Origin of the sequence: Nocardia canadensis (assembly GCF_032656385.1) — a bacterium.
In the GTDB taxonomy this organism is placed as follows: domain Bacteria; phylum Actinomycetota; class Actinomycetes; order Mycobacteriales; family Mycobacteriaceae; genus Nocardia; species Nocardia canadensis.
On the sequence record NZ_JAVCWB010000005.1, the window covers coordinates 197,202 to 210,545 of the forward strand.

Here is a 13,344-nt window from a genome sequence, read left to right on the forward strand (position 1 = left end):
ACCGGAGGAAACCGCGACCATGACCCATAGTGGAACCAACGAAGGTGCGCTCTGGGGTGGGCGATTCGCGTCCGGCCCGGCCGAGGCGATGGCGGCGCTGAGCAAGTCGACCCATTTCGACTGGGCGCTGGCTCCCTATGACATCCGCGCCTCCAAGGCGCACGCCCGCGTCCTGCACAAGGCCGGGCTGCTCTCCGACGACGACCTGACCGGCATGCTGGCCGGCCTGGACGCCCTCGCCGCCGACGTCGCCTCGGGCGCCTTCGGGCCCGCCGAGTCCGACGAGGACGTGCACGGCGCGCTCGAGCGCGGCCTGATCGAGCGGGTCGGCACCGAACTCGGTGGCCGGTTGCGCGCGGGCCGCTCGCGCAACGACCAGGTCGCGACCCTGTTCCGGATGTGGCTGCGTGACGGTGTGCGCCGCGTCGCCGCCGGCGTGCTCGATGTGGTCGATGCCCTGGTCGCCCAGGCCGCCGCGCACCCGGACGCCGTGATGCCCGGCAAGACCCACCTGCAGGCCGCGCAGCCGGTGCTGCTCGCCCACCATCTGCTCGCGCACGCCCATCCGCTGCTGCGTGATCTGGAGCGCCTGCGCGACTTCGACAAGCGCGCCGCGATCTCCCCGTACGGTTCGGGCGCGCTGGCGGGTTCCTCGCTGGGCCTCGACCCCGAGCAGATCGCCGCCGAACTCGATTTCACCGCCTCGGCCGCCAACTCGATCGATGCGACCTCCTCCCGGGACTTCGCGGCCGAGGCCGCGTTCGTGCTGGCCATGATCGGCGTCGACCTGAGCCGGATGGCCGAAGAGATCATCATCTGGAGCACGCCGGAATTCGGGTACGTCACCCTCGCCGACGCGTGGTCGACCGGCTCGTCGATCATGCCGCAGAAGAAGAACCCGGACGTCTCCGAGCTGACCCGCGGCAAGGCGGGCCGCCTGATCGGCAACCTGACCGGTCTGCTGGCCACCCTGAAGGCCCAGCCGCTGGCTTACAACCGCGACCTGCAGGAGGACAAGGAACCCCTGTTCGACTCGGTCGCCCAGCTCGAACTGCTGCTGCCCGCCATCGCGGGCCTGGTCGCCACCCTCACCTTCCACACCGACCGGATGGCCGAGCTCGCCCCCGCCGGCTTCACCCTCGCCACCGACATCGCGGAATGGATGGTGCGCCGAGGTGTTCCGTTCCGGGTCGCGCACGAGGCCGCGGGCGCCTGCGTGCGGGCCGCCGAGGCGCGCGGCGTCGGTCTCGACGAACTGACCGATGAGGAATTCGCCGCCGTCGACGCGTCGCTGACCGCGGGGGTGCGCGACGTGCTCACCGTCCAGGGCTCGATCGCCTCCCGCAACGCCCGCGGCGGCACCGCCGGTGTCCGCGTCGCCGAACAGCTCGACGAGGTCCGCAAGAACGCCGAAGACGCCCGCGCCTGGCTGAACTGACCGCGGGCGCGTCACCGCCGCGCGGCGGTTACCCTGCGGCCATGACCCTGGTCCTGCTGGCACTGGCCATCGCCTCCGAAGTCACCGCGACGGTGTCGCTGAAGCTCTCGGACGGTTTCACCAAGCTCGTTCCCTCGATCGTCGTGGTGATCGGCTACGCCACCGCGTTCTACTTCCTGTCCCAGGCGCTGAAGCGGGGCATGGCGATCGGGGTGGCGTACGGGATCTGGTCGGCGGTGGGTGTCGCGGCGATCGCGCTGATCGGGGTGCTGTTGCTGGGGGAGCGGCTGACCCTGGTGCAGGTCGGCGGGATCGGGCTGGTGATTCTCGGTGTGCTCGCGCTGGAACTCGGTGGCGCGCACTGACGTCGGTGCGCTACAGCTCCGCGCGGACCCGGAATCCCGCGTCGCGCAACGCCTCCAGGACGTCGTCGCGGTGGGCGGGGCCGCGCGTCTCGACGGTGAGCGAGACCTCCACCTCGTCGACCTCGAGCCACATCCCGGTGCGTGAGTGGACGATGTCGACCACGCTCGCCCCGGCGCGCCCGACCACCCCGAGCAATGCCGACAGCGCGCCCGGCCGATCGGCGATGGTCACTCGCATCGCCAGGTAGCGGCCCGCCGCGCTGAGGCCGTGCCCGATCACCCGGGTGAGCAGCAGCGGATCGATATTGCCGCCGGACAGGATGGTCACCACCGGGCCGGGCAGCGCGCGGTCGCGCAGCGGGGACAGCAGCGCGGCCACACCCGCCGCGCCCGCCGGTTCGACGATGAGCTTGGCCCGTTCCAGGCACAGCAGCAGCGCCTTCGACAGCGCGTCCTCGTCGACGGTCACGATTTCGCCAACCAGCTCCGCGACGTGCGCGAACGGCACCGCGCCGGGCAAGCCGACCGCGATGCCGTCGGCCATCGTCGCCATGCGCGGCACCCGGACCGGCTTGCCCGCCGCCAGGGAATCGGGCCAGGCCGCGGCCTCTGCCGCCTGCACCCCGATCACCGTGACCCGCGGCGCGAGCGCGTGCAGCGCCACCACCACACCGGCGAGCAGGCCGCCACCGCCGGTCGGTACGACGACGGTGCCGACGTCGGGCACCTGCTCGAGGATCTCCAGCGCCACCGTCGCCTGACCGGCCACGATATCGGGATGATCGAACGGGTGGATCAGCGTCGCACCCGTCCGCTCGGCGAATTCCTGTGCGGCGAGCAGGGATTCGTCGATGGTGTCGCCCACCTGATGCACCTCGGCGCCGTAGGCGCGGGTCGCCACCAGTTTGGGCAGTGACGCGCCGATCGGCATGAACACCGTCGAGGTGATGCCGAGCTCGGCGGCCGACCACGCGACACCCTGCGCGTGATTGCCCGCGCTGGCCGCCACCACCCCGCGCGCCCGCTCGGCCGCCGGGAGATTCGCGATCCGGTTGTAGGCGCCACGCGGCTTGAACGAGCCGGTGCGCTGCAGGTTCTCGCATTTGAGCAGCACCTGCGCACCGACCCGTTCCGACAGCACCCGCGACCCCACGGTCGGCGTGCGCCGGATCACCGGCGCCAACAGCCGCGCGGCCGCCTCGATCCGCTCGAGTCCGACGGTCTCCATGGCCACATCGTGCCAGCCGGGCGTGGGGACCGGTGATCACCACGCGCCGGTGGCGATGGCGATGACGGCTAGGCGGCCTTGGCGATGTTGTGGGCCATGGTGCCGAGGCGGGTGAGCCGGGCGTCGCCGAGGGGCGTGAGTTTGCCGCCGAGCCGGTTGGTGACGAAGGCCAGCGACATCCCGGTCTCGGGGTCGGCGAAGGCGCCGGAGCCGCCGAGGCCGAAGTGGCCGAAGGCCGAGATCGGTTCGGCCTTGGACGGTTTCATCGGGACTCCGTGGAATCCGAGGGCCCACGGAATGCGGAAGGCCAGCACGTAATCGGGAGTGAAGACCTGGCGGGTGGCGAAGCGGCGGATCGACCCCGGTTCCAGGATGCGGGTGCCGTCGAGTTCGCCGTCGTGCGCCAGCGCCGCGTAGACCCGGGCCAGCGCGCGCGCCGAGAACACACCGTTGACCCCGGGCATGACCGAGTCGTGCACGCGCGGATCGACGATGAGGTCGGCGAACCCGCGCGGGGTGGTCTCCGCGGCCGCCGCGTATCTGGTGCGGGTGAGCAGATCCGAACCCCGGTCCCAGTCCATGCCCGCGGCCCGCAAGCGCGGAAAGGTGGTGGCGATGCGGTGACGCTGCTCCGTCGGTACCCGGAACCAGAGTTCCTCGGCGCCGAGGGGTTCGGCGAGTTCGGTCCGGACCACGTCGACGAATTCGCGTCCGGTCACCCGGCGCACCAGTTCGGCGGCCAGATGTCCGTAGCTGATCCCGTGATAGCCGCTGGTGACCCGGTGCCGGGGATCGGGAGTGGCTGCGGCCAGCGCGACGGTGACGGCCTCGTCGTCGAGGAAGCGTTCCACGGGCCCGGGCAGCAGGCCGCGCAGCCGATGCAGGCCGGCGCGGTGGGTGAGCACGTCGCGCACCGTGATGTGGCCCTTGCCCGCCGCCGCGAACTCGGGCCAGTACTCGGCCACCGCGGTGTCGTAGCCGAGGTGGCCGCGCTCGGCGAGCTGATGGATCACGGTGGAGGCGACGCCTTTTCCGGTGGAGAAGGCCAGCGCGACCGTGTCCGACGCCCACGGCACCCCGGGACTCGCGTACCCCGCCCAGACGTCGACGACCGGCTCGCCGTGCAGGTACACGCACAGCGCGCCGCCACCGTGCGACGGTTTGCGGAAGAGGCGGTCGAACATCGCGACCAGGCTGACGAAACGGCGATCCACCGACTGCGTTGTCGAAACTCCCATCGTTCGAGCATGCCACCCCGCACACAGGACCGGTCGGTACGGTGATCGTTTCCTGACCGTCACATAGCGGACAGCGCTCGCAATACATCGTCCATAGCATGTGGGTATGCCCCCGAGAAGACGATCGGCGCTGCTCGCGAGGCTCGTGGTGGACGAGCCCGGCCGCCCCCAGGTGATCCTCGGCGAACTGCGCCGGGTGATCCTCGACGGCGCCGTGCCACCGACCACCGTGATTCCGCTGCGTGAGGTGGCCGTGCTGTTCGGCGTGAGCCACATCCCCGTGCGCGAGGCGCTCAAGACGCTGATCGGGGAGGGGCTGGTCACCCATCGCCCGCAGCGCGGCTATCAAGTGGCCCAGCTCACGCCCCGGGAATTGCGTGAGATGTACATCGTGCGCGACACCTTGGAAACCGCCTCGCTCGCGGCCGCGGCGACCAACGCCGGCGAGGCCGAACGCGCGCATCTGCTCGCGGTGAACGAACTCCTCGAGCGCGCGATCCTCGACGACGACCCGGAGACCTATCAGCGCCAGTCGCGCAGCTTTCATGTCGCGCTGACCCGCCCGTCGCGGATGTTCCGGCTGCTGCACATGCTCGAAGCCGCCTGGAACGTCACCGAACCCGTGCAATCCATGGTCCACATCGATCGGTGTGACCGGGAGCGATTGCACTCCGACCACATCGCGATGCTCGACGCGTTCCTGGCCCGCGATGTCGAGCGGCTGCTCGCGGTCGCCGACGAACACCATCGGCGCCTGGAATCGGTGATCGCGACTCTGCCCACCGATACCGGATTGCTCGCGCCCGAAGATATATCTTCCGTGCAATAGCCGGGAAATTGTCGGGAAACCGAAGGGCAACTGCTGATACTTACCGTCAGCGAAGCAGATTCACCCTTCGGATGGGAACGACCATGACCGATACCATCACCTCCTCGGCGGGCGTACCCGCCGGTGATCCACCCGCCTACGATCCCCGGCTGACCAACGAGGATCTGGCGCCGCTGCGCACGCAGAGCTGGGGCACCTACAACATCTTCGCGTTCTGGATGTCGGATGTGCACAGCGTCGGCGGATATGTCACGGCCGGTAGCCTTTTCGCGCTCGGCCTGGCCAGCTGGCAGGTGCTGGCGGCCTTGCTCATCGGTATCACCATCGTCTATTTCTTCTGCAATCTGGTGGCCAAGCCGAGTCAGGTGACCGGCGTGCCCTATCCGGTGATCTGCCGCAGCGCTTTCGGGGTGCTCGGCGCGAATATCCCGGCCATCATCCGCGGGTTGATCGCGGTCGCCTGGTACGGGATCCAGACCTTCCTCGCTTCGGCGGCGCTGGATGTCGTGCTGGTGAAACTGTTTCCGGGATTGGCGCCGTACGCCGTCACCGCCGACTACGGGTTCCTGGGCTTGTCGCTGCTCGGCTGGGGTAGCTACCTGCTGCTCTGGGTGGTGCAGGCGTGCGTGTTCTGGCGCGGCATGGATGCGATCCGCAAGTTCATCGACTTCTGTGGTCCTGCTGTGTATGTCGTGATGTTCGTGCTGTGCGGATATCTCATCGCGAAAGCCGGCTGGGGCGCGATCGACCTGAACCTGGGCGAGGTGACCTACACGGGCTGGGCATCGGTGCCGGTGATGCTCGGCGCGATCGCGCTGGTGGTGTCCTACTTCTCCGGGCCGATGCTGAATTTCGGTGACTTCTCCCGCTACGGCAAGAGTTTCCAGGCCGTGAAGACCGGCAATCTGCTCGGCCTGCCGGTGAATTTCCTGGTGTTCTCGTTGCTGGTCGTGATCACCGCGTCGCTGACGGTGCCGGTCTACGGTGAATTGATCACCGATCCCGTCGCCACCGTCGCCAAGATCGACTCCACCTTCGCGATCGTGCTCGGTGCGCTCACCTTCACCATCGCCACCATCGGCATCAATATCGTCGCGAACTTCATCTCGCCCGCGTTCGATTTCTCGAATGTGAGCCCGCAGCGGATCAGCTGGCGCGCGGGCGGCATGATCGCCGCGGTCGGTTCGGTGCTCATCACGCCATGGAATCTGTACAACAATCCCGATGTCATCCATTACACGCTCGAAGTGCTCGGCGCTTTCATCGGCCCGCTGTTCGGCGTGCTGATCTGCGACTACTACCTGGTGCGCAAGCAGAAGGTGATCGTCGACGATCTGTTCACCATGTCCGAGCAGGGGACCTACTGGTATCACAAGGGCTATCACCCGGCCGCGGTCGTCGCGACCGCCGTCGGCGCCCTTGTCGCGGTGTTCCCGGTGCTGGCCAACAGCCTGCCCGGCATGCACACCGCCGCCCAGTACAGCTGGTTCATCGGCTGCGGTCTCGGCTTCCTCACCTACTACGCGCTGACCGCGGGCAAGCGCGCGGCGGCCGCCCAGGAGGTCGGTGCCTGATGCGGATCCGGGTCGTCAACCCGAACACCACACGAGCGATGACCGAGACGATCGAGCAGTGCGCCCTGGCCGTCGTGGGCCCGGGCACGCTGCTCGACGCGGTCACCTCCGAGACCGGTCCGGCCTCCATCGAGAGTCACTACGACGAGGCGATGAGCGTGCCCGGGCTCCTCGCGGCGATCCGGCGCGGCGAAGCCGACGGCGTGGACGGCTACGTCATCGCCTGCTTCGGTGATCCGGGGCTGGACGCGGCCAGGGAACTGGCGGCGGGCCCCGTGATCGGGATCGCGGAGGCGGCGATGCACACCGCGAGCCACCTCGGCCGCGGGTTCAGTGTGGTGACGACCCTCGGCCGCACCCTCGGCCGGGCCGCGGATCTGGCCGAACGCTATGGCATGCAGCGGTTCTGCCTCGGCATCCACGCCTGCGAGCTCCCCGTGCTCGCGCTCGACACCGACCCGGACGCCCGCAAGATCGTGACCGAGGCGTGCCGGACCGCCGTGTCCGCCGACGGATCCGACGCGGTCGTGCTCGGTTGCGCGGGGATGGCCGACCTGTGCGCGCACATCAGCGCCGAGATCGGCGTCCCGGTGATCGACGGCGTGGCGGCGGCGACCCTGACCGTGCAGTCACTGGTGACGCTCGGCCTGCGCAAGTCGGGCAGGGGAGAGTTCGCCACGCCGCCGCCGAAGACCTACACCGGGCTGCTGGAGTCGTTCGGCTCCTGAGCGCCGGGTCAGACCCCGATGGCTTCGGGGGTGAGCTCCGCCAGCACGGCATCGAGATCGTCGACGTCGACGACCAGGCGGGTGAAGTCGGGTCCGTCCAGGTCGATGCGGACGGCGCTGCCGCCGAAAGTGGTGTCCCAGAACTCTTTTCGGCCCTTGCCACGATAGACGCCGGCCGCGATCACCCCGGGGATGAAGGTGCCGGGGGCGCGGACCCACGGCGGGCGCAGGTCGACCTCGGCGGGGCGGATGCCGGTGATGGCGGCGCGGTCGATCACGACCTGCTGGCGCAGGGCGAGCAGGCGATGCCCGCCGAGTACATGGACCGTCACCGTGTCGTCGTTGATCTCGACCTCGACCATCGCTACCTCACTCGCCGTCGGTGGAACCGTTCCCTGTTCAGAGTCCCCGTCCGGCCTGGTCGGCGACTGTGGCGAGCCTGTGATTTCACCAAGAACATAAAACATCGGCAGATATAGATATGCGCATCTAACTTTTGGATACCTCCTGGGAGTAGGCGGACAGCGTCCTGGCCGGACAAGCCGCAAGGAGGGGAGGGGTTAGGCCTGGCCGGCGGCGTGCGCCCGGTCGGCGATCTCGAGCACCTCGGCCAGCCACGGCGTGTACCGGCCCGGATGTTCGGCGAGGTCGGCCCGCAGGCTGCCCGGGGCGATCCACGCCCAGGTGGCGACCTCGGCCGGGTCGGGCTGCGGCGGCACCTCACCGGCCACGCCGATCAGGACGTGGTCGTACTCGTGCTCGACCCGGCCGGTGGTCTCGTCGCCGGCGCGATAGCGGAAGGCGCCGACCTCGGTGAGTTCGGCGGCCATGCCGAATTCCTCGCGCAACCGGATGGCGGCGGCTTCGAGCACCGGCTGACCGGGCGCGGGGTGCCCGCAGCAGGTGTTGGCCCACTGCAGCGGGAAGCGGGTCTTGACCGCGGCGCGCTGCTGGATCAGCACGTTGCCGTGGCGATCGAACAGCAGCACCGAGAAGGCGCGGTGGAGCGTGCCCGGTGGCCGATGAGCATCGGCCACCGAGCACGCTCCGATCGCCACACCCGCGTCGTCGACCAGCTCCACGGGCAGGGCTTCGCGGTCGGTCGACGGTTCGGCGAGCTGTTCGGTCACCTGGCCACCTTATCGGCGACGATCATCAGGTACTGGAAGCTCCCCTCGCGGTAGGCGGTGAGGAAGGGCTGCTCGACGCCGGTGGCGAGCTCGGAATGAGTGCGCAGCTCCCAGTAGGGGATGGTGTCGGGCGTGAGGTCGACCACGGTGGTGGGGACCAGACCGTTGTCGGACAGGGCGCGGAAATACTCGCTGCGCGGATGGATCATGCAGCCGTAGTGCGCGTCGATCCAGCTGACCGAGGCTGAGCGGCCGCCGGTCACGTCGTTGGAGCAGCCGGTGATGCACACGTACCGGCCACCGGGTTCCAGCAGCCGGCTGAACTCGTCGTACAGATCGAACAGGTCGACGTACATGGTGGTCTCGTTGGTCCAGATGCCGCGCACCGATTCGTCGGCGAAGCCGGTGTCGAGCATGTTGCGGAAGTGGAACCGGACCCGGTCGCCGACGCCGCGGGACGCCGCCTGGTCGTTGGCGAAGCCCACCTGGTACTCGGAGATGGAGACCCCGTCGACCTGGCAGCCGAAGCGATCCGCCGCCATGAAACTGGTGCCGCCGCGGCCCGAGCCGCCGTCGACGAGGCGGTCCGCGGTCTGGATCGGACCGAGATGGTCGAGCAGGTAGTCGGCCTGGGCGGTCTCGAGCCGGTGCAGTTCCCGCACGATGCGGTCCTGCCTGGTCGACTCCGGTCCCTCGATGACCGACCAGTCGGGGGCGCCGATGCCGTAGTGGTGGTGGTAGAGACCATCGACCTCGCCCAGTTTGGTGTTGACCCGGTCGTCGTTGGGATTGTTGTTCCAATACGCCGCGACGGAGCGCTGGTAGGTGGTGCGCAGGACAGTGCTGTCGGTGCGGGGGTTCGCGATGGTCATCGGTCGTCCTCTCCTGGTGCGATGTCGTGGTATCGGCGGCTGCCGGCGTGCCAGGCGCGGTTGCCACCCATCCAGGCCCACAGGCCGGCCAGAAAGCGGCGCAGCTGGGGTGAGCCCGCGGCGGCGAGCGGGGCCGCTTCCCGTTCGAAGCGGTGCATGAGCTCGTCGTGGATCTGTGCGGTCCGCAGGACCGCCTCGGCGCGGCTACAGCCCTCCTCGGCGGCCAGGACCGTCGGCAGATTGAACTCCCTGCCGCCCGAAAGGTCCTCGCGCGCCATCGAATACAGGTCGTTCACCATCTGGGCGGCCAGCGCCGCGGTGGTGGTGACCCGTCGGACGGCCGGATCGGTGTACTCGGGGGCACCGAGCTCGTAACCCCCGACGACGTCGATCGGCGCCATACACGGCAGGAAGCTGTGCGGCTGCCGGTTGGTCAGGTACTCCCAGACCGGGGGCATCCGGTCCGCGGCGCGCCAGCCGGCCTCGGCGCCGAGCGCGATGAACCAACCCGCGATCTCGGTGCGTAACCTGGCCAGCTGCGCCGGGCTCGCGTACCCCGCCAGGCACGCGAAGGAGGTGCGGAAGGCGCGCAGGATCGGGTCGGCCTGCATGGCCTGTTCGAGCCGGGGCGCGTACCGCGCGGGCAGGTGCGCCGGGTCCATCGCGGCCGCGGCGAGCTCGAGCCGGGGTCCGAGTTCGGCGGCGGCGCTGGACGGGGTGCCGTCGGGTGCGGTGTCGCCAGGGGCGTCCTCCTCGCAGTAGTAGTCGTCGACCGACCATTCCGCGACCGCGCAGCGGGCGGCCCCGAGGAGCAGATCGGGGTCGTCGCAATCGGGATGGGCGAGCATGATCAGCCGGCCGAAGTCGGCCTTGCCGAGTTCGTCGAGTCGTCCTTCGTAGAGGCCGATCTCGGCGGCCCAGGCGAGCAGGCCGACATTGACGGCCTCGGCCAGGGCGGGGTCGTCACGTTCGGGTGGTGGACAGTAGAGAGCCGGAATCTGCTGTGGTGCGGTGGGTGTCGTCTCGACGGCGGCACTGCGCCAGAGACTGGTGGTGCCGATTCCGGTCGGGCCGGGTAGCCGGCGCGGACCTGCCGATGGACGCACCGTCGGTGGAACACGCTGCGGGAGAACGGCGGCCGAGGTGCCGAGCCGGGCGAACAGGACCGCGGGTGCGGTCGCGTCGTGGAGCAGGGCGGCCACCGTGCCCGCGAGCTCGGTACTCGCGTGGGGCGCCGCCGCCCTGGTGAGGATCGACACGGCGCGCGCCGCTCAGTCGGCCCGGCGCGCGACGAGGACGTCGTCGAGAACGCCGAGCGCGTCGGGGACCAGCACAGCGGCCGAGTAGTAGCAGCTCACCAGGTACGACATGATCGACTGGTCGTCGATCTGCTTGAACCGGACGTTCAGGCTCGGCTCGTACTCGTCGGGGATACCGGTCTGGTGCAGCCCGACCACACCCTGGTCCTTCTCCCCGATGCGCATCGCCATGATGGAGGTGGTCTGGGTGCCGCTGACGGGGATCTTGCCGCAGGGCAGGATCGGCACGCCGCGCCAGCCGGGTACGCGATGGCCCTGGAACTCCACCGGGTCGGGATACAGTCCGCGGCGCGAACATTCGCGACCGAAGGCCGCGATCGCCTTCGGGTGCGCGAGGAAGAACTTGGTGCCGCGGCGCATGCTCAGCAGCTCGTCCATGTCGTCGGGGGTCGGCGGTCCGGACTCGGTCGTGATGCGCTGCTTGAGATCGCAATTGTTCAGCAGGCCGAACTCCGGGTTGTTCACCAAGTCGTGCTCGCGGCGTTCGTAGAGTGCTTCGACAGTCAGCCGCAGCTGCTGGTCGACCTGGTTCATCGGGTCGTTGAACAGATCCGCGACGCGGGTGTGGATGCGCAGCACGCTCTGCGCCAGGCTGAGCTCGTACTCCCGGGGACTGGCGTCGTAGTCGACGAAGGTGCCCTCGAGCAGGGGCTCCCCGGAATGGCCCGAGGAGATCTCGATATCGGCCTCGCCCTTGGAATTCTGTGTCCGCTGCGGCGTCCGCGCGGCATCGGTGCGAATGCGGGCGAGGTCGGGATTCGTTTCCAGGAATTGTTCGAACGATTGTCTGGGCAGACACAGAATCGTCGTTCTGGTCACCGTTTTCACGGTGTCGGGCCAGATCGCCGACGGGTCGGTGAGCATGTCCTCGCCGTAGTAGTCGCCGCCCGACAGCATGCCGAGTTTGGTGGCCTCGCCGTATTCGCCGGAGCCGATCCTGGCGAGTTTTCCGTGGACGACCAGAATCACCTGATCCATCGGATTGCCGAATTCGGCCACCACGGCGCCGGGATCGAGATCGTATTGGACGAAATTGTCGGCCAGCGGGCGCAGCAATTGATCGTCGTCGACATCGCGCAGCGGGGGCAGTTCGCGCAATTCCTGGGGGATCACCCTGGCGCGCGCACCGTCGACGATGAACTCGACCTCGCCGTTGCCGACGGTATGGGTGAGCCGGCGATTGACGCGGTAGATACCGCCCGCGACCTGCACCCACGGCAGGGCGCGGGACAACCACCGGGAGCTGATGCCCTGCATCTGCGGCTCGGATTTGGTGGTGTGCGCCAGCTGATGCGCCGCGGTGGTGCTGAGGCTCTTACGGACGGAATTGTCTGTGGGCAGCGGCATTTCGATGGTCATGGAGATCCTCACCTCGGGACGGAAATCGGCACGGCCGATCGGCCTGTGCGGCGCGACGGTGCGCGACAGGCTGGGGGTGGGCAACGATGCGAATCGAATGGTCCTGCGCGGATGAAACCGGGCTTGTGAAACGGTGTTACACGAAATGAGAAGCGTGTCAGTGCGTTCCGGACGAGATCGATGGTAGGTGGTCGGTGGCGCGGTTCGCGAGTTATTCGCGAAAACATGGCTGTGACCGGGAGATCCGTTGCGGGGGAGGCGATTGCGGCGCACCAGATGTCCTGGGATGAATCGCGGATCGATGCCGGGATCGGATTCGGAGTAGTTATCGTCGGACCATGTTCACCTGGACATACGAGCTACCGATCTGGCTGGACTTCCTGCTCATCACCGGCACGGCCGTGGGGCTCACCGTGACCGCGATTCTGCTCAGCAGACAGGCGGTGCGGCGCGCGTTCGGGCCCGAGACCGGCTGGAACGAGACCGTCACCATGGTGCTCACCGTCGGTGGGGTGTTCTACGGGTTGCTGCTCGGGCTCATCGCGGCGGCGACCTACGAGTCCTACGACGTGGCGCAGAGCCGCGTCGCCGACGAGGCCGCCGCGGTCGGCACCCTGTATCGGGAGGTGAGTGCCTACCCGGAGCCGTATCGGGAGTTGCTGCGCGACGATCTCGCCGACTACACCCGCGACGTGCTCGACGTCGTCTGGCCCGCGCTGCGGGAGGGCGAGGAGCCGATGGGCGGCACCGCGCTGGTGACCAGGTTCCAAGGTCACCTGCTCGAGTTCCGGCCGGCGAGCAGTGCCGAGGAAATCCTGCACGCCGCCACCATCGACCAGTTCGCTCGCTTCGATTCCGACCGCAGGCACCGGATCAATGCCACCAAAGGCGGCATTCCGGACGTGCTCTGGTGGACGATCCTGGTCGGCGGCGCGGTGAACCTGGTGCTGCTGTGCCTGTTCTGCCTGGGGAAACACGCCCATCTGGTGCTCGGTGGTCTGTTCGCGTTCTTCCTCGGTGCGATGATCTTTCTGATCGCCGCGCTGGATTATCCGTTCCGCGGTGATCTCAGTGTGAGCAGCGAGCCGTTCGACAGCGTCTACGTGAACGTGATGGGCCGCTGAACCGCCACGGTGTGACCCGAATCGCCGCAACATGCGGCCTGTCACAGCCGACACATAATGGAGGTCCGGTGTGGTTAGCTCATATGAGCACATCGGGGTGTGTGAGGTGTGTCACTTTCAGCAGGTAGGCCAGGTGGGAA

Annotated in this window: 13 protein-coding genes; 6 read left to right on the forward strand and 7 right to left on the reverse strand. The window is 68.5% G+C overall.

Features of this window, described 5'->3' with window-relative positions:
* The first annotated feature begins 19 nt into the window (after nt 1-19).
* Together argH and Q7X29_RS12395 are read left to right on the forward strand one after the other, a co-directional pair.
* Complete coding sequence (gene argH / locus Q7X29_RS12390) at nt 20-1,438, forward strand: argininosuccinate lyase (protein ID WP_316574114.1); 1,419 nt, start codon at nt 20-22, stop codon at nt 1,436-1,438.
* 41 nt (nt 1,439-1,479) lie between these two features.
* Nucleotides 1,480-1,803, forward strand: a complete 324-nt coding sequence (locus Q7X29_RS12395; RefSeq protein ID WP_316574115.1) for a DMT family transporter — start codon at nt 1,480-1,482, stop codon at nt 1,801-1,803.
* 10 nt (nt 1,804-1,813) lie between these two features.
* On the opposite strand, the gene ilvA is transcribed toward Q7X29_RS12395, so the two are convergent.
* Together ilvA and Q7X29_RS12405 are read right to left on the reverse strand one after the other, a co-directional pair.
* A complete protein-coding gene (gene ilvA, locus Q7X29_RS12400; protein ID WP_218718158.1) occupies nt 1,814-3,031 on the reverse strand; it encodes a threonine ammonia-lyase in 1,218 nt (405 codons plus the stop codon).
* A 68-nt stretch (nt 3,032-3,099) separates the two neighbouring features.
* Nucleotides 3,100-4,269 (reverse strand): serine hydrolase domain-containing protein, encoded by a 1,170-nt coding sequence (locus Q7X29_RS12405; RefSeq protein WP_316574116.1) that lies wholly within the window; start codon nt 4,267-4,269, stop codon nt 3,100-3,102.
* A 106-nt stretch (nt 4,270-4,375) separates the two neighbouring features.
* Here Q7X29_RS12405 and Q7X29_RS12410 point away from each other — a divergent pair, with 106 nt between their 5' ends.
* From Q7X29_RS12410 to Q7X29_RS12420, 3 genes are all read left to right on the forward strand, one after another.
* Complete coding sequence (locus Q7X29_RS12410; RefSeq protein ID WP_218718156.1) at nt 4,376-5,098, forward strand: GntR family transcriptional regulator; 723 nt, start codon at nt 4,376-4,378, stop codon at nt 5,096-5,098.
* Between the two features lie 83 nt (nt 5,099-5,181).
* The gene (locus tag Q7X29_RS12415; protein ID WP_218718155.1) at nt 5,182-6,672 is read left to right on the forward strand and encodes an NCS1 family nucleobase:cation symporter-1; all 1,491 of its coding nucleotides are present in this window, start codon (nt 5,182-5,184) and stop codon (nt 6,670-6,672) included.
* Nucleotides 6,672-7,400 (forward strand): aspartate/glutamate racemase family protein, encoded by a 729-nt coding sequence (locus Q7X29_RS12420; protein WP_218718154.1) that lies wholly within the window; start codon nt 6,672-6,674, stop codon nt 7,398-7,400. Before Q7X29_RS12415 ends, Q7X29_RS12420 begins: the two co-directional genes overlap by 1 nt.
* Nucleotides 7,401-7,408: 8 nt before the next feature.
* On the opposite strand, the gene Q7X29_RS12425 is transcribed toward Q7X29_RS12420, so the two are convergent.
* From Q7X29_RS12425 to Q7X29_RS12445, 5 genes are all read right to left on the reverse strand, one after another.
* Entirely contained in the window at nt 7,409-7,762 is a 354-nt protein-coding gene (locus Q7X29_RS12425; RefSeq protein WP_218718153.1) for a hypothetical protein, read from the reverse strand.
* Between the two features lie 198 nt (nt 7,763-7,960).
* Nucleotides 7,961-8,530, reverse strand: coding sequence for an isopentenyl-diphosphate Delta-isomerase (idi, locus tag Q7X29_RS12430; RefSeq protein WP_316574117.1), 570 nt, complete (start codon nt 8,528-8,530; stop codon nt 7,961-7,963).
* The gene (locus tag Q7X29_RS12435) at nt 8,527-9,402 is read right to left on the reverse strand and encodes a geranyl diphosphate 2-C-methyltransferase (RefSeq protein WP_218718151.1); all 876 of its coding nucleotides are present in this window, start codon (nt 9,400-9,402) and stop codon (nt 8,527-8,529) included. Before Q7X29_RS12435 ends, idi begins: the two co-directional genes overlap by 4 nt.
* Complete coding sequence (locus Q7X29_RS12440; RefSeq protein WP_316574118.1) at nt 9,399-10,661, reverse strand: family 2 encapsulin nanocompartment cargo protein terpene cyclase; 1,263 nt, start codon at nt 10,659-10,661, stop codon at nt 9,399-9,401. The genes Q7X29_RS12435 and Q7X29_RS12440 overlap by 4 nt, the downstream gene beginning before the upstream one ends.
* 12 nt (nt 10,662-10,673) lie before the next feature.
* Nucleotides 10,674-12,080, reverse strand: coding sequence for a family 2B encapsulin nanocompartment shell protein (locus Q7X29_RS12445; protein WP_218718149.1), 1,407 nt, complete (start codon nt 12,078-12,080; stop codon nt 10,674-10,676).
* Between the two features lie 338 nt (nt 12,081-12,418).
* Between Q7X29_RS12445 and Q7X29_RS12450 the strand changes: the two genes are divergently transcribed.
* Nucleotides 12,419-13,204 (forward strand): bestrophin-like domain, encoded by a 786-nt coding sequence (locus Q7X29_RS12450; RefSeq protein WP_316574119.1) that lies wholly within the window; start codon nt 12,419-12,421, stop codon nt 13,202-13,204.
* Nucleotides 13,205-13,344: the final 140 nt, after the last annotated feature.

Excerpts from the sequence above, each read along its gene's own strand:
- Q7X29_RS12435 (WP_218718151.1), bottom strand. The coding sequence starts at position 9,402 with ATGACCATCGCGAACCCCCGCACCGACAGCACTGTCCTGCGCACCACC.
- argH (WP_316574114.1), top strand. The coding sequence starts at position 20 with ATGACCCATAGTGGAACCAACGAAGGTGCGCTCTGGGGTGGGCGATTC.
- Q7X29_RS12445 (WP_218718149.1), bottom strand. The coding sequence starts at position 12,080 with ATGACCATCGAAATGCCGCTGCCCACAGACAATTCCGTCCGTAAGAGC.
- Q7X29_RS12415 (WP_218718155.1), top strand. The coding sequence starts at position 5,182 with ATGACCGATACCATCACCTCCTCGGCGGGCGTACCCGCCGGTGATCCA.
- Q7X29_RS12405 (WP_316574116.1), bottom strand. The coding sequence starts at position 4,269 with ATGGGAGTTTCGACAACGCAGTCGGTGGATCGCCGTTTCGTCAGCCTG.
- Q7X29_RS12395 (WP_316574115.1), top strand. The coding sequence starts at position 1,480 with ATGACCCTGGTCCTGCTGGCACTGGCCATCGCCTCCGAAGTCACCGCG.
- ilvA (WP_218718158.1), bottom strand. The coding sequence starts at position 3,031 with ATGGAGACCGTCGGACTCGAGCGGATCGAGGCGGCCGCGCGGCTGTTG.
- Q7X29_RS12425 (WP_218718153.1), bottom strand. The coding sequence starts at position 7,762 with ATGGTCGAGGTCGAGATCAACGACGACACGGTGACGGTCCATGTACTC.
- Q7X29_RS12450 (WP_316574119.1), top strand. The coding sequence starts at position 12,419 with ATGTTCACCTGGACATACGAGCTACCGATCTGGCTGGACTTCCTGCTC.
- Q7X29_RS12420 (WP_218718154.1), top strand. The coding sequence starts at position 6,672 with ATGCGGATCCGGGTCGTCAACCCGAACACCACACGAGCGATGACCGAG.
- Q7X29_RS12410 (WP_218718156.1), top strand. The coding sequence starts at position 4,376 with ATGCCCCCGAGAAGACGATCGGCGCTGCTCGCGAGGCTCGTGGTGGAC.